The organism is Flavobacterium sp. SORGH_AS_0622 (assembly GCF_030818825.1).
GTDB lineage: Bacteria > Bacteroidota > Bacteroidia > Flavobacteriales > Flavobacteriaceae > Flavobacterium.
Genome location: NZ_JAUTAX010000001.1, coordinates 3,909,823 through 3,924,819 on the forward strand (window position 1 = coordinate 3,909,823; position 14,997 = coordinate 3,924,819).

Below are 14,997 nucleotides of genomic sequence, written 5' to 3' on the forward strand. Positions count from 1 at the left end.
TTAAAACTGCGACTGAACACTAATTTACTCTGCTTTTAAGCGCAGGTTATTGATAACCTTTTTAGGAGATTCAAATTCGTATTTAATTTTATCATTCTCTTTTACTTTCTGAACACCTTCAAGTAAAATTTTATCATTTTCATTAAGTCCGCTTTTGATCACATATAAATCAGGAATTTCACCTGTAATAGTGATTTCTCTAGAGCTTACCTTATCATTTTTATCCACAACAAAAACATATTTTTTATCCTGAATTTCGTAAGTCGCTTTTTGCGGAATTACAATTGCATTTTTAAGAGGAACCAGCATTTGTACTTGTCCTGTTTCACCGTTTCTAAGTAATTTATTAGAATTTGGGAATCTTGCTCTAAAAGCAATATTTCCTGTTTCATTGTTAAACTCACTTTCGATAACTTCAACATTTCCTTTTTCTTTAAAAATGTCTCCGTTAGCCAAAACTAAATTCACTTTATTATCTGCACGATCTTTTACATTTGTTTCATAGCTGATATATTCTGGCTCCGAAACATTGAAATAGGCAAACATCTGACTGTTGTCTGAAAGACTTGTCAGTAATTCGCCTTCATCAATTAAACTTCCTAATTTTAATGGAATTCTATCGATTGTTCCATCAAATGGAGCTCTGATTTCTGTAAATGATAAGTGAAGTTTTGCAAGAGCAACTTCAGCTTTTGCAGACTGCAATTTTGCCTGAGCTACACTTAATTCGTTTTTAGAAACGATATTTTTATCTGCCAATAGTTTTGAATTTTGTAATTCAATTTCTACTGATTTTTGTTCTGCCTGAGCTTTAAGCAATTCAGACTGATACATGTTTGGCATAATTTTAAACAACAGCTGTCCTTTTTTTACAAACTGTCCTTCATCAACATAAATGTTTTGTAAAAACCCTTTTTCCTGGGCGCGGATTTCAATGTTTCGTACAGATTTAATCTGCGAAACATATTCTTTTGTAAATGAAGTGTCAAGTTTTACGGGATTAGTTACTGTAAACTTTTCCGCTTCTTCTTTTTCTTCTTTTTTTGCTGTACAACTGGTTAAGCACACCGCGGCCATAAAGCCCGCGAACAAGATGATTCTTTTCATGATTTTTAAATGGAAATTAAGCGATTGAATGCTTGGAATACAAAGATTCCTTAAAGATGGATAAAACATCAGTAAGCCTTGGTCTGACCTTAATTGTCATATAAGCGGAAGTAAGAGAAAAATATACAGCAGCAAGATATGCAGGATCGCAACTTAGGCAACCAATGTATATTTTAAAATCAAATTCTTAATACTCTCTGAGTAATATATATAGGATTTGAATGCCCTAAGTTAGGCGTAGAAATTTTTAAACGATTGGAATCATTTGCAGCAGATTGATCTGACAAAGCCAGATACAAGTCGTCTACTAAACTGTAAGACGATGCAAAAAATTTATTCGTAAGTCCATCAACATCATCATTTCCTAGAAATTCCTCTTCAATATCAATATCTGCGGCATCTTCAAAAGTTGAAGATCCACGATCTTGATTAGTGAATTTAACTCGGTGTTTCTTTTCAAGATTATGGTGCTGAGGTAAGCCAAAAGTATTAGCATTAAGATATTGGCCTCCGCCGAACAGAAGCATATTCATGAATACTAAAAATACTATTAACTTTCTCATTTGGGTGCGAAAGTAATAAAAGATTGGAATAAAAAAAATAAAATAAGAAAGTCTTAACATGTAATCGTAAACGAAAACGTTTTCACTTTAAAATAAAATCAAAATGGACATATTTAGACAACAAAAACACAGTCAAAACACTACAAACCAATCACTTAAAAGACGATCTGCATAATTACAAATTCCTGTCCTGCCTTTGTGAAAAGCTCTCCAGTATCAACCATACCGAATTTTTCATAAAATTGTTTTTTTTCTGCCCTTGCATTGCACCAAACTTTTTTTATTTCCTTTTCTCTCGCTGCCGTAAAAATGTGGTTCAATAATGTCGATGCAATTCCTCTGCCTTGATATTCGGCTAAAGTGGCTAATTTTCGAAACTGCATCTCTTCTCCCGTAATAAAACAAGACACTATTGAAAGTAATTTATCATTCTCGTAAGCACCATAATGCAATCCTAAATTATCTTCTTCGAGCTGCACAAATTCAAAAGGCTGGTCTGGCCACATCACCTCATGTCTGATCTGCCACGTATCGGATGCATTTATTGTTTTAATTTCCATTTTAGTCCATTAGAAGTTGACCAAAAGTAATGCATTTTATCATGAATTTGAAAAATCAAAAAAGAGATGAATGTTAATATTCTTTCAAAAATTAAACGAAAATAAATCAGACAAATCGTTCAATTTAAACCAATTATCATTATTTTTATAGTACCAACATCAAATATCTTCCATTATGAAAAATTTCTTTTTAGCTGCTTTTTTATGTATTTGTGTCAACGGATTTGCGCAATTAATACAAATCGGACCTCAGATTTCAACTAATATAACTTCTGTAAATGCAAAAAATTTTAGTTCAGATCACACCAACACAGGAATTGGTATTACGGCATTTGCCCGAGTAAATCTTTTACTTTTTTATGGTCAGGGCGAATTTGGTTATTCGAAATCAAATTTCAGTGTTTATCAAGATGGCATTGGTGAAACCGAATTTAAACTAGCTGGGACAGACGCTTCGTTAATTGCCGGGTACAAGCTTGTACCACTTGGTAAAGTTGGAAATGTGAGGCTTTTTGTTGGGTATAACTGGAAAAATTATTCGGATATTAGTAAAAATAATAACCTCAATTCTATAGCATTAGAAAAGAACAATCATAGTATAATTGGCGGAGTCGGAGTTGATGTATGGAAATTGACTTTTGACGTAAGATATCTTGCTGGTTTAACCGATATCGATTCTTCTGATGGTGAAATTAAAACAGGAATTACAAATTTTTCGCTTGGCTTTAAATTCTTGTAAAAAATAAAAGGGAATCAATTGATTCCCTTTCTATTATATCTTAACGTAGTAACTTTCCAAGTTATCCTCATCTATTTTTTCGATACCTTCTTCTGTTTTAACAGCTACGTTGATTACATGCAATACATTTGATTTTTCGTTAATACTGCAATTCCAAATCGTTCCGTCTGAAAGTATGATTTCTGAATATAATGATACGGTATTCTTCTGATCATTATAAACTAAATTCTCAGTTTTTAGAATTTTCTTTTGTTTGGTTTTTCTATCAATTTCGAAAAACAAAATTTCATTTTCATTAATTTCAAGAAATTCATCAAAATCAGTCTGATTATCGGCACCAGCAGATGTAGTTGCCCAAACTGGATGACTTCCAGTTTTCTTCCAAGTTCCTATTGCATGGTCTAAGATATTTTTTCTTAAAACATCACGTAAGGTGTCCACTTTTTTAATAGCTTCTTCCGCTATTTCATTGTCAGGTTTAATTTTTGCGGCTAAAGAAAATAAATCAATAGCTTTTGCAAAATCAGCTTTTTTATAATACGAAAGGGCTAATTCGTATTTATTCTTTTGAAATGTGGTTTTTTGATCATTCTGCCCGAAAAACTGACAAGTCTTCAACAAAACAATTAGAATAAAAGTCTTTTTCATTAAATTAGTAGGTTTATTTTTTGCAAACCTAATTTATTTTAAAGAAACTTTCTTACACTTTCTATTTTTTTTTCATTGTCTTAAATAATTCAATAATAAAAAACGCCTCTTTTCTATTGAAAAGAGGCGTTGTAATATATTTAAAAAACGTTTAATTATTTGATCTGCAAAATGTTATTTTCTGGAGTTGCATCCATAAAAATACCTCCGTCAAGTTGTACCTGCTTAATTTTTTTTGTACTTTTTAAAATAATTTTAGCTGTTTTTTGATTCTTTTCCCAAACTGAAGGAGTCTGATGCAATACTGCTTTTGAATTATCCGCATAAGTAATAATTGCATCAAAAGGAATAGCAAAACCTCCAATGTTTTCTACTGTAATTATTTTATTATCCGAAGAAATATTCTTTACTGCAATATCAAGGTAATTATTAGTGAAGAACCAATTGTTGAAGAACCAGTTTAGATTTTTCCCTGTTGCAGTATTAAATGAATTAAAATAATCCCACGGAATAGGGTGTTTTCCATTCCAAGTATCCATATAAGCGTGCAACGCCTTTTTGAACAATTCATCGCCCAGCATATCTTTTAAAGCTAAATATGAAAGTGATGCTTTTCCATAAGAGTTATTTCCGTAACCTGCTCCAGAAACTTGTGTAGACATTGAAATTATCGGCTGATCTTCTTCCGTAGATCGATCATTTATGTATCCTTTTACTCTAAAGTCCTGATAAAATTTGTCTGCTGCTTCTTTACCATGTTCTGCAATTCCAATTAAATATTCAAAAGTTGTTGCCCATCCTTCGTCCATAAAAGCATAGCGTGTTTCGTTGATTCCCATATAAAATGGAAAATAAGTATGTGCAACTTCATGGTCCTGTACCAATTGTGCAAAAACAGGATCTCCCATTTGCGAATCGTTACACATCATTGGATATTCCATATCTGCGAAACCTTGAAAAGCTGTCATTTTAGAAAACGGATATGGAACTCCAGGCCAGTTATTTGAAAACCAATCTAAAGCATATTGATTGTTTTTTACTGAATTTACAAAATCTGTTCCTTTAATATCATAAGCTGCCTGAACACTTGCGCGGCGATTGGTTTTTTTATCCACTACAACACTGCTGGCATCCCATAAGTAATGATCGCTTAATCCAAAAGTTACATCTGAAATATTTTTGGCTTCAAACTTCCAAACATTCCAATCGTATTGTTTGGTTACAATACCGCTTTTCATTTCTTGTTCATTGGCAATATGCAGAATTTCATCTGTCGTGTAGGATTTTTTTAATCGAGCGGCAAATTCTGGCTGTAAAACCTCATCTGGATTTAGTAAATCTCCAGTTGCGTAGACTACATAGTTTTTTGGAGCTTTTACAGAGAAAACGTAATCATTAAAATCGTTGTAAAATTCTTGGCGGTCTGTGTGTGGTAATCTATCCCAGCCATTATAATCGTCATAAACCGAAACCCGAGGATAGCTGTAGGCTACAAAAAATGTAGTTTCGTCAATCTGTCCTTCTCTTCCGCTTTCTTTAGACAAAGGATAATTCCATTGAATATTTAGGATGGTTTTTGAATGTGGCAAAATTGCCTTTTTCAATTTTACATTTCCAACTGTTCCCCAGTTTCTTGCATCTTCTTTGTAAACTTCATTTTCTATTTTTAATGAAGTGATAGTCAAGCCGTCGCTTAAAAAATCGTCGCTTACAGAGCTTCCGCGAGGTGCAGATGGCTTATGAAGGTTGTTTACAAAACGAATAGCCAAGTTTTTTAAAGTGTCTTTACTATTGTTCTCGTAAATAATTGTTTCTGTTCCGCTTACAATTTTAGTTTTCGGATCAACCGAAATCTCCATATTGTATTTTCCGTGATTCTGCCAATAGTTTTTTCCTGGTTTTCCGTCTTTAGAACGAGTTCCTTCTGCGTAAGCTTTTTTTATGTTTCTTGGCATATAAAGCTCTTGTGCAAAGCTGTTTTGGGCAAAAAAAACAAATGCTATTACTGCAAATTGCAATATTTTCTTTTCCATAAGTTATTCTTAGATCTTTTAAATTAATTTTTGATAACAGATTAGTGGTGTCTTTTCTGCGAATGTTACAAATTTAATTATTAATTGTTAATGGTGAAATGTTAGATGTTAGATGTTAGATGTGAAAAGACTGCTCTAACATCTAACATCTAACATCTAACATCTAACATCTAACATCTAACATCTAACATTTTACATTTTACATTTAAAAAAAAACCGTCTATCACTAAAAGAAACAGACGGTATCTACAATTAATATATAACCTTTATTACTACAAAATATAGTCGGTGTTAATAAAATTTGATTCTTTGCTGTTTAGCAATTCCTGCAGAATTTCATTATTATAATCGATATCTTTTGAAGCTACAAACGTACGAATTGAGAAAGAACGCAAAGCATCTGGAATACTTAATGTTCCTACAGCCGAATCTTTGCGGCCTGTAAACGGAAACGCATCTGGTCCTCTTTGGCAAGAACTGTTGAGGTTTACTCTACAAACTAAGTTTACCAAGGAATCAATAAGCGGGGCAAGCGTTTTTATATCTTTACCAAACAAACTCACCTGTTGTCCGTAGTTAGATTCTGCCATATCATTTAAAGGTTCTTTAATATCTTTGAATGAAAGTACAGGAACAACTGGTCCAAATTGTTCTTCGTGATAAACGCGCATTTCCTTGTTAACTGGATATAAAACCGCTGGAAAAATATAATTATCAGTATGCTTTCCTCCTTTTTCATTAATGATTTTCGCTCCTTTACTAGTTGCATCATCTATTAATCCCTGAATGTAACTTGGTTTTTCGGTTTCTGGAAGCGGTGTTAAAGAAACTCCTTTTTCCCAAGGATTTCCAAAAATTAAACTATCTACTTTTTCAGAAAAGCGTTTATTGAATTCTTCTCTAACAGATTCGTGAACATATAATACTTTGTAAAGCCGTACAGCGTTGTCCGTTAAAAGATAAAGTTCCCGCAATACATTCTTGAATTGCCAAATCTAAGTCGGCATCTGGTAAAATAATCGCTGGATTTTTAGCTTCTAAACCTAAAATCAAACGCAGTCTATTTTTGTTTGGATGCTGATCTTGTAATGCAATCGCCGATTTACTATTTCCAATTAATGCCAAAACATCAATTTTTCCAGATTTCATAATTGGAGAAGCCACTTCACGTCCTCTGCCATAAACAATATTAATTACCCCTTTTGGGAAACTGCTTCTAAACGCTTCTAATAATGGTGTAATACATAAAACACCATGTTTAGCAGGTTTAAAAATCACTGTATTACCCATAATTAAAGCTGGGATCAACAATGAAAAAGTTTCATTCAGTGGATAATTGTAAGGTCCAAGACACAATACAACTCCAAGAGGTCCGCGGCGAATCATCGCGTTTACACCCTGTACTTTTTCGAAGTGCGAACTGCGTCCATTTAATTCTTTATAACTGGCAATAGTATCGTAAATATATTCTACCGTTCTGTCGAATTCTTTTTGTGAATCTCCAAGATTTTTTCCAATTTCCCACATCAAAAGTTTAACCACTTCTTCGCGGGTTTCCTTCATTTGTTTCACAAAATTTTCCATGCACTTAATGCGATCTGCTACTTTCATAGTCGGCCATAAGCCCTGACCCATATCGTATGCATTGGTTGCAGCTTCGACAACTTCCGCCGCTTCTTTTTCTCCCATAAAAGGAATAGATCCTAATAAAGTCGGCGAATATTTTTCTGTTGAAGAAATAGTAGAAAACACAGGTGTGGTTTGCCCTGTCCATTGTTTCAATTCTCCGTTTACAAGATAAGTATCTTGATTTATCAGCGTATTAATCTGATATTCTTCTGGTATAAAACTCATAATTTGGTTTGTTTAATGGTCTGGTAATTCTATTTTCAAAAGAAAAAAGAGGCCTTTATATGCCTCTTCTTCTTTTATGGTTGTACTGTTTCGCCCTCCCAATCCAGGATTCCGCCAAGCAGATTGTAGGCATTTTCGATACCTAGTTCGTTCATGATTTGACATGCTTTTGCACTTCTAGCTCCAGAACGGCAGTATACATAGTAATTTTTATTTTTGTCTAATTCTTCGATTTCGTAAATGAACCCCTGACCCTTATTGATGTCAATGTTTAAAGCATTTTCAATATAGCCGTCATTAAATTCGTCTTCAGTTCTTACGTCAAGTATAACTGCATTTTCGTCAGCTTCTAACTGAGCAACCCAATCTTCTTGTGATAAATTCATAATAAAATGTGTTTTTGTAAAATTACGACGTTTCTATTTATAAAAAACGTACCAAATGCGATTTCGATTATTATTCTCAGAAAACGTTTTAGAGAAAGTATTATAATCAGTGATTTACAAATTTACTTACTATTTTTAAAAATTCAGTCTACAAAATCGGTAGAAAATAGGATTTTTTCATTTCCGCTAAATACATCTTAAATCTAATTTTATGACAATGAATCCCAAATCAAACTATTATCTTTGCAAACAATTACAATTTTTAATCTCTTTTTGATAAAAATTTAGAAACCAAAAGTATCATCTGTCAGTTTGAGCAGAGTCGAAAACCGCAAACATCTCGACTCCGATCGAGGTGCCAAAATTATTATAGCAATGCAAAATTCCTTAAAAACCATATTTCCCAATTTCTCCAACGAACTTATCGCTACTATAGAAGAAAACGGAAGCCTGCAGGATTTTGAAGCTGGAACAATATTAATGCGTATGGGGCAGTATATCAAAAATACCGCTTTAATCACCAAAGGAAAAATAAAGATTTATCGTCAGGGCGAAGATGGCGGCGAGTTCTTAATGTACTACTTACAGCCTGGCCAAGCCTGTGCCATTTCTATGATCTGCACTGCAAAAAGTGAGAAAAGCCAGATTATGGCAAAAGTGGTAGAAGATGTTTCTGTTATGATGATTCCGCTGCAGTTAATGGACAAATGGATGATGGAACACAGAAGCTGGTACGAATTTGTAATTGAAACCTATAGAAGCCGTTTTGAAGAAGTGCTGGAAGTGGTTGATAATATCGCTTTCCGTTCTATGGACGAACGTTTGGAGTTTTACCTAAAAAGACATTCTGATGCCTGCGGCTGTTCTGAAGTCAATCTTTCACACCAAGAAATTGCAACGGAATTAAATACTTCGCGTGAAGTGATTTCTCGATTATTAAAAAAAATGGAACAACGCGGTCTGGTTAAACTAAACCGAAACCAGATTGAGTTATTAAACACTAATTTCACGAATTAAAACTAATTCCAATAATTTATTTCTAAAAACGATTGTCAGGTTGAGCATCCCGAGGCTTCGGGAGAGATTGCACATCGCATTTCGACTTCACTCAACGTGACAAAATATTTTATTAGTATTAAACACATAGAAACATAGCTTTAGTAATTTTAAAAAGGTTTTTCACTTTCATTACTGCACATAGGATTTAAAATTTATGCCGACAGAATAATTCGTGAAAATTTGTGAAATTCTTCTTTAAAATTCCTTCTGTGATAAATGTTACTGTAGGATTCTAATTTCCGAAGCAACTTTGCATCAAAAGAAATGCAATGGAATATTTAGGCTATTTTGCTTCAATCATAATCGGAATTTCGCTTGGCTTAATTGGCGGCGGCGGTTCTATTTTGACTATTCCTATTCTCGTTTATTTATTTCAAGTAAATCCAGATCAGGCAACTTCATATTCCCTATTTATTGTGGGATTAACGGCTTTATCAGGAAGTTACAGCCATTACAAAATGGGAAATCTCAAACTGAAATCGGCGTTGTATTTTGCAGTTCCCTCTGTAATTTCCATTTTAATTATCCGCGAAGTAATTTTTCCTCAAATTGCTGCGACATTATTTTCTGTAGCCTCTTATACGGTTTCAAAAGATTTTCTGATCATGATAATCTTTTCCATCTTAATGATTACGGCAGCAATTTCGATGATTAAAAAAAATCAGCCTGAAATAAAAACAACAGAAACCAATTATTTGCAGCTTAGTTTAATTGGCTTTTTAGTGGGAATCGTCACGGGATTTCTTGGCGCTGGCGGTGGATTTTTAATTATTCCTGCGCTTCTTTTCTTTGCCAATTTACCAATGAAGCAGGCAGTCGGCACTTCATTATTAATTATCACAATTAATTCGTCAATAGGCTTTGCAGGCGATTTATATATCGGGACACCAATCAATTATACTTTTCTATTAAGCGTTTCGGCAATGGCTTTAATCGGAATGATTATTGGAAGCCAGCTTTCTAAAAAAATCGATGGTGCAAAACTCAAACCTCTTTTTGGATGGTTTGTACTTGTAATGGGAATTTACATTATTGCAAAAGAAGTTTGTTTTAACTTTTAAAATTTAAAACGGATTGCCAATCTGTTTAGATTTTTATTTAAATATTTTGAATTTAGTTTTACTTGTAGAGTAATCTTTGTCAAAGTTATACACTTTGACAAAGATGAAACTAAAAAGTGTATTTCTTAAATCTCTCCAAACCTCTCTTTATAGCGCTCAAGCTCATGTTCTGTTCGGTTGAGAAGTTTTTCCAGAAGTTTGATTTTGTCTTCGTAAAGCTCTTTTAAAATCGAAGAATTATCAGCATTTATCAAAATGCTTCCGTTGTTGTTTCCTGTTATTTTATTAAAATTGTTAAAGTATTTATCGTAATCAAAACTAATTATATCCTCTACACTGACATCTAAAATTCTTCCAATTTCAACCAATTTCTCGTAACTCAAAGAAGTCTTCCCTTTTTCAATTTTACTGTAACCTGCTTGTGTTACACCTAATCTTTCTGCCATATATTCCTGAGTATAATTCTTTAACTCTCTAATGTTTTTAATTTTGTTTTTAATTGTTGCGGCCATAATTTTTCTGATTTGGGGTCATGTATAGTTAAAACAGCCAGCCGTTGGTTAAACAGCGTAACTATACTTATTTTTGGGTATTCTAGTATTGCTTCATACTACTAATTTATGAAGCATTGTTTTTTCGTTAATTTTTCCTTTTTGCAATAAATAACTACACATCAAAGCTCCCATTATGAAAACAAAATCATAATGGAAAACATCAAATACAAACATCCTTGAATTTTAAATTTAAGCGGTTCTTCCAATACTTCGCTCAAACTGAAGATCTAAAAAATGATCTATTTGTCTGCTTATCAAAACCCGATCCTCTGCCTTGATTTTGGTTCTTATTTTATTTTTGTAAACATCCTTTACAAACACAAAATAGTTAAACTCCGTTTTTTCTCTAAACCAAGCGATTATAACAAGACTGTAACACAAAACTGCGGGAATAATGTAATACACATCTATTATATCAGAGAAAATCATGCAATAATAAGTAACAGCTGTAACGGCAATAAAAACACTATTTTCTAAAAAGTATTTTTTCTTTTTTTTCAGCAGTCCAATCTCTTTTATTTCATCAAATTGATACTGCCAATTTTTAGATTTGTAATGAAATCTAATCTTGTCGCGAAAAATTGTTAAAGACATAATTAATTAGTAGGTAAAAATAGATTTAAAAGTTATAGTAGAAATCATTTTTAAAGAATATTAGGGGAATAATTCTTAGATACGCAATATTAAGCATTAACTTCTTTTTTTTCCTACAATAGAAAATTATAGAATATAACTATAAGTTGTAATTAAATCTTTAATAATAATTTACCCCTTTTATTACTTATAAAATGTCCTGATTTAGGAGATTTATATTTTGGGCGTTTCCTCCGGCCGGGCTATCCGCTTGTATCTTTTCCTTGTTAAAGAAACAAGAAAAAGGATACCGCTCCTATCCCTAACGCACACTTGAGTGAATGATTTTTTTTGGTTTTAAAGATTTTTAACAATTGTCTCCATCTGGAGATAAAGAAATTTGAGTCTAGGTTTTAGCCAAACTTTTTATTTGGCTAAAGCATTCTCACCTTTCAATAAAAAAACCTCCAGTTAAAACTGGAGGCAATTCATATAATCAAATAATTAAAATTCGTGAATCCGCATTTATAAAAATCAATGCTCTCCATACCCAATATCATCCATTTTTCCGCTGAAAACGCGATATTGAATAATGAAATAAACAATTACCAAAGCCAAAGCGATAAAAAACCAGCTCAAACCAGCATTTAATCCGTATTCGTGAGCGGCAGTGTTATAAATCGTTAAGGACGGATTTACTTTGTTGGTTGAAGGCAGCACATTTGGGAAAATAGAAACCGCTGTTGAAGCAAATCCGCCGACTAAAAACAAAGTCGAAAACAGAAATCCGTGACCATCTTTTTTAAACGAACGAACTTTGAATAATCCTAAAATTCCAACAAAAGTCATTAAAGGAAAAAACCATAAAATCGGATTTTCAACAAAATTATGAAATGGTTTAGGCTCGATAAAATGCCAAATCTGCAATGAAATACAAACTAAAACCAGCAAAACAATATTCAAGGCAAAAACTACTTTTTTCAATTTCGGATTCAGAGATGAATTTGTTTTATAAATAATCCAGTTTGCCCCGTGAATAGTTAAAGCTACAGTACTTACAATTCCTAAGAAAAGCGTAAACCAATCGATAATTCCCAGCTCATTGGCCTGCGGACTAAAAGTTGGATTCCACAAAGGCAGAAAGAAAAAATGTGCTTCTTGTGTAGAAACGCCATTCTGCACCATTCCAAGATTGACCCCGCGAACGATATTTCCTAAAGCAATTCCAAAAAACAAAGCCAAAAGCAAACTGGCAATTCCGAAAGCTTTATCCCAAATACTTTCCCACATGGGATGATGCACCTGTCCGCGCATTTCTAACCCAATTGCACGAAAAATCAAAAGCCATAAAATCATAATCAACGGCAGATAAAATCCGCTGAAAGAAGAAGCATATAAAGTCGGAAATGCAAAGAACAAAACACCTCCGGCTGCAATCAGCCAAACCTCATTAGCATCCCAAAAAGGTCCAATTGAGTTTGTAATTACTTTTTTATCTCGCTCTGTATCTGCAAAAAACAAATGAATAATTCCTGCACCAAAATCGTAGCCGTCTAAAACCAGATAAACTGCCAGGATTCCCATTAAAACTACGTACCAAAAAAATTCCATACTTATATTTTTTCTGTTGAAAGTTCCACATGATGCGGTCCTTTATTGATAATTTTTCCAATTAAAAGTAAAAACAACATTCCGAGCAGTAAATACAATCCTATGAATCCAAGCAATGTAAACAAAGTATTTCCAGAAGAAACCGTTGGCGAAGCCCCTGCAGATGTTCTCAGTAAATTATAAACCAGCCAAGGCTGTCTTCCTAATTCGGCCGTGTACCAGCCTGTTGTATTTGCGATATAGGGAAATGGCATCATAAACATTAGTGACCATAAAATCCATTTAGTTTGAAATAATTTTCCTCTAACCAATTGAAAAAGAGAAATTACCATTAAACCGATAAAAACTGTTCCAAGTCCAACCATAATATGATAGGCATAATACAATCCTGAAATATTTGTTGGATGCAGATCTTCTTCAAACTGATCTAAACCTTTAATTTCCTGATCCCAATTTCCGTAAGTCAGGAAACTCAAAATATTAGGAACGGCAATTTTGTTGTCCAATTTTTTGTCTTTTACATCGGGCTGACCAATTAAGACAATTTCAGAACCTCTTTTCTCGGTATGAAAAATTCCTTCCATTCCTGCAAAAGTCACCGGCTGGTATTTTACCACATTTTTTGCCAGTAAATCTCCAGTTGGCACAGCCACAATAATACTCGAAATCAATCCAAAAATTACTCCTGTTTTCAAGAACAATTTCCCAAAAGAAACATTCTTTTTACTCAAAATATAAAAAGCCCCGATTCCAGCTACAACAAAAGAACTTGTAACCAAAGAAGCGGCTTGATTATGCAGATAAGACGGCCAAAGCCAAGGATTTAAAAATAAAGCTTTGAAATTGGTTAATACAAATTTTCCGTTTTCTAGAATTTCATAACCCACAGGATTCTGCATCCAAGAATGTGTGGCAATAATAAGATAACCACTTGCCCAAGAACCAATCATGATTAATACACCAGTTACAAAATGCCATTTATGCCCGAGGAGTTTTTCTCCAAATAAAAATATTCCGAGAAACGAAGATTCGAGAAAGAAAGAAAACATTCCTTCCATCGCGAGCGTCTGACCAATAATTCCGCCCGTTAATTCAGAGAATTTTGCCCAGTTGGTTCCAAATTGAAACTCCATCGGAATTCCGGTAACAACGCCCATTGCAAAATTCAGGGCAAAGATTTTCATCCAGAAATGGGTGGCGTGATTGTATTGTTCGTTATTGGTTTTTAAGTATTTCCATTTAAAGTAAACAATGATGAGCGAAAGGCCCATTGTAAGCTGAGGAAAAAGATAATGAAAAGTAATGGTGAAGGCAAATTGCATTCGATCATAAAAGAGCATTTCTTCCATAATAGGTAATTTGTTTATGAAGTTCCACAAATTTACCCATTAAAACCCGAATTACCCCCTAAAACAAGAGTTTATTTCTAAATTTTTGAACCATATAAGTGATATAAGTTTGATTTAGTTTTTGCGGTAATTTTTTTAAACTCATAAGTAAACGCTGCATCTTTGTCAAAGTTACCTCCAATTTATATTTACTTATATCACTTATATGGTTTTAAAAAAATCATTTCTTCAAAATCCCTTTTTCTACACTATCGTTAATCAAACCTTCAGCATAATTCCACAATGATTTTGAACCATTTTTAATTACGCTTTTCTTCTCATAAACCTTGTCATACTTCACGTCAAATTCTTTCCAAGTTCCACCATTGTTAGAGGTGTTTTGTAATAAAGGTTCTAGACGATCCATCGATTTTGCAAATTTAGCTTCATTGGTTTCACCAGCTTCAAATTCTTCCCAAATAGCAATAAACTCTTCTGCTTGGTTTTTTAGGCAGTAAACCAAAGATTCGATTAGCAGCTAATCGTTCTTCATCTGTATTTAAATGATTTTTTACGGTGTCGTACATAAAAACGTCTCCAGCATCAATTTCGACAATGTCATGAATGAGAACCATTTTAACGACTTTTAAAACATCAATCGGCTCATCTGAATGTTCTGCCAAAACAATTGCCATCAATGCCAAATGCCAGCTGTGTTCAGCATCATTTTCGCATCGGTCGCTGTTAAATAACTTTGTTTTACGCTGAATATATTTTACTTTATCAATTTCTTTTATAAAAGCAATTTGATCTAATAAGTCTTTTGTGTTCATAGTAAATGATTATTTTTTTCTTAAAATGACATTCGTCATATGCAAAATTAGAAGTAAAAGCTTAATTGCTCAACTTTAAATCACTTTA

At 33.2% G+C, this 14,997-nt stretch carries 13 protein-coding genes and 2 pseudogenes; 3 read left to right on the forward strand and 12 right to left on the reverse strand.

Annotated features, from left to right (window positions below):
• Positions 1–24: 24 nt before the first annotated feature.
• The 3 genes from QE431_RS16425 to QE431_RS16435 all read right to left on the reverse strand — a co-directional run bounded on the left by QE431_RS16425 (position 25) and on the right by QE431_RS16435 (position 2,230).
• Entirely contained in the window at positions 25–1,107 is a 1,083-nt protein-coding gene (locus tag QE431_RS16425) for an efflux RND transporter periplasmic adaptor subunit (protein WP_307297793.1), read from the reverse strand.
• 179 nt (positions 1,108–1,286) lie between these two features.
• Complete coding sequence (locus QE431_RS16430) at positions 1,287–1,670, reverse strand: hypothetical protein (protein WP_307297795.1); 384 nt, start codon at positions 1,668–1,670, stop codon at positions 1,287–1,289.
• Positions 1,671–1,825: 155 nt separating this feature from the next.
• Positions 1,826–2,230, reverse strand: coding sequence for a GNAT family N-acetyltransferase (locus QE431_RS16435; RefSeq protein ID WP_307297796.1), 405 nt, complete (start codon positions 2,228–2,230; stop codon positions 1,826–1,828).
• Positions 2,231–2,405: 175 nt separating this feature from the next.
• On the opposite strand from QE431_RS16435, the gene QE431_RS16440 reads away from it, so the two are divergent.
• The gene (locus QE431_RS16440; protein WP_307297799.1) at positions 2,406–2,969 is read left to right on the forward strand and encodes an outer membrane beta-barrel protein; all 564 of its coding nucleotides are present in this window, start codon (positions 2,406–2,408) and stop codon (positions 2,967–2,969) included.
• Between the two features lie 33 nt (positions 2,970–3,002).
• Here the strand turns inward: QE431_RS16440 and QE431_RS16445 are convergent, their stop codons facing one another.
• The 4 genes and pseudogenes from QE431_RS16445 to QE431_RS16460 form a co-directional block, all read right to left on the reverse strand.
• Positions 3,003–3,617: a tol-pal system YbgF family protein gene (locus QE431_RS16445; protein WP_281866353.1), complete on the reverse strand. Its 615-nt coding sequence runs from the start codon at positions 3,615–3,617 to the stop codon at positions 3,003–3,005.
• Positions 3,618–3,772: 155 nt separating this feature from the next.
• Positions 3,773–5,650, reverse strand: coding sequence for a M1 family metallopeptidase (locus tag QE431_RS16450; RefSeq protein ID WP_057116773.1), 1,878 nt, complete (start codon positions 5,648–5,650; stop codon positions 3,773–3,775).
• 272 nt (positions 5,651–5,922) lie between these two features.
• Positions 5,923–7,504 (reverse strand): annotated as a pseudogene (locus tag QE431_RS16455) (NADP-dependent glyceraldehyde-3-phosphate dehydrogenase).
• 74 nt (positions 7,505–7,578) lie between these two features.
• Positions 7,579–7,890, reverse strand: coding sequence for a rhodanese-like domain-containing protein (locus QE431_RS16460; RefSeq protein WP_057116775.1), 312 nt, complete (start codon positions 7,888–7,890; stop codon positions 7,579–7,581).
• A 375-nt stretch (positions 7,891–8,265) separates the two neighbouring features.
• On the opposite strand from QE431_RS16460, the gene QE431_RS16465 reads away from it, so the two are divergent.
• Together QE431_RS16465 and QE431_RS16470 are read left to right on the forward strand one after the other, a co-directional pair.
• Positions 8,266–8,907, forward strand: coding sequence for a Crp/Fnr family transcriptional regulator (locus QE431_RS16465; RefSeq protein ID WP_113679650.1), 642 nt, complete (start codon positions 8,266–8,268; stop codon positions 8,905–8,907).
• A gap of 311 nt (positions 8,908–9,218) precedes the next feature.
• The gene (locus QE431_RS16470) at positions 9,219–10,010 is read left to right on the forward strand and encodes a sulfite exporter TauE/SafE family protein (RefSeq protein WP_057116776.1); all 792 of its coding nucleotides are present in this window, start codon (positions 9,219–9,221) and stop codon (positions 10,008–10,010) included.
• 125 nt (positions 10,011–10,135) lie between these two features.
• Here the strand turns inward: QE431_RS16470 and QE431_RS16475 are convergent, their stop codons facing one another.
• The 5 genes and pseudogenes from QE431_RS16475 to QE431_RS16495 form a co-directional block, all read right to left on the reverse strand.
• Positions 10,136–10,522, reverse strand: a complete 387-nt coding sequence (locus QE431_RS16475) for a helix-turn-helix transcriptional regulator (protein WP_057116777.1) — start codon at positions 10,520–10,522, stop codon at positions 10,136–10,138.
• Between the two features lie 231 nt (positions 10,523–10,753).
• Positions 10,754–11,158, reverse strand: a complete 405-nt coding sequence (locus QE431_RS16480; RefSeq protein ID WP_057116778.1) for a hypothetical protein — start codon at positions 11,156–11,158, stop codon at positions 10,754–10,756.
• A 513-nt stretch (positions 11,159–11,671) separates the two neighbouring features.
• Entirely contained in the window at positions 11,672–12,748 is a 1,077-nt protein-coding gene (gene cydB, locus QE431_RS16485) for a cytochrome d ubiquinol oxidase subunit II (protein WP_307297807.1), read from the reverse strand.
• A 2-nt stretch (positions 12,749–12,750) separates the two neighbouring features.
• Entirely contained in the window at positions 12,751–14,097 is a 1,347-nt protein-coding gene (locus QE431_RS16490; RefSeq protein ID WP_281866359.1) for a cytochrome ubiquinol oxidase subunit I, read from the reverse strand.
• Between the two features lie 220 nt (positions 14,098–14,317).
• Positions 14,318–14,909: pseudogene (locus tag QE431_RS16495) on the reverse strand (HD family hydrolase).
• Positions 14,910–14,997: the final 88 nt, after the last annotated feature.

Excerpts from the sequence above, each read along its gene's own strand:
- QE431_RS16480 (WP_057116778.1), bottom strand. The coding sequence starts at position 11,158 with ATGTCTTTAACAATTTTTCGCGACAAGATTAGATTTCATTACAAATCT.
- QE431_RS16465 (WP_113679650.1), top strand. The coding sequence starts at position 8,266 with ATGCAAAATTCCTTAAAAACCATATTTCCCAATTTCTCCAACGAACTT.
- QE431_RS16475 (WP_057116777.1), bottom strand. The coding sequence starts at position 10,522 with ATGGCCGCAACAATTAAAAACAAAATTAAAAACATTAGAGAGTTAAAG.
- QE431_RS16450 (WP_057116773.1), bottom strand. The coding sequence starts at position 5,650 with ATGGAAAAGAAAATATTGCAATTTGCAGTAATAGCATTTGTTTTTTTT.
- QE431_RS16435 (WP_307297796.1), bottom strand. The coding sequence starts at position 2,230 with ATGGAAATTAAAACAATAAATGCATCCGATACGTGGCAGATCAGACAT.
- cydB (WP_307297807.1), bottom strand. The coding sequence starts at position 12,748 with ATGGAATTTTTTTGGTACGTAGTTTTAATGGGAATCCTGGCAGTTTAT.
- QE431_RS16490 (WP_281866359.1), bottom strand. The coding sequence starts at position 14,097 with ATGGAAGAAATGCTCTTTTATGATCGAATGCAATTTGCCTTCACCATT.
- QE431_RS16425 (WP_307297793.1), bottom strand. The coding sequence starts at position 1,107 with ATGAAAAGAATCATCTTGTTCGCGGGCTTTATGGCCGCGGTGTGCTTA.
- QE431_RS16440 (WP_307297799.1), top strand. The coding sequence starts at position 2,406 with ATGAAAAATTTCTTTTTAGCTGCTTTTTTATGTATTTGTGTCAACGGA.
- QE431_RS16430 (WP_307297795.1), bottom strand. The coding sequence starts at position 1,670 with ATGAGAAAGTTAATAGTATTTTTAGTATTCATGAATATGCTTCTGTTC.
- QE431_RS16445 (WP_281866353.1), bottom strand. The coding sequence starts at position 3,617 with ATGAAAAAGACTTTTATTCTAATTGTTTTGTTGAAGACTTGTCAGTTT.
- QE431_RS16460 (WP_057116775.1), bottom strand. The coding sequence starts at position 7,890 with ATGAATTTATCACAAGAAGATTGGGTTGCTCAGTTAGAAGCTGACGAA.
- QE431_RS16470 (WP_057116776.1), top strand. The coding sequence starts at position 9,219 with ATGGAATATTTAGGCTATTTTGCTTCAATCATAATCGGAATTTCGCTT.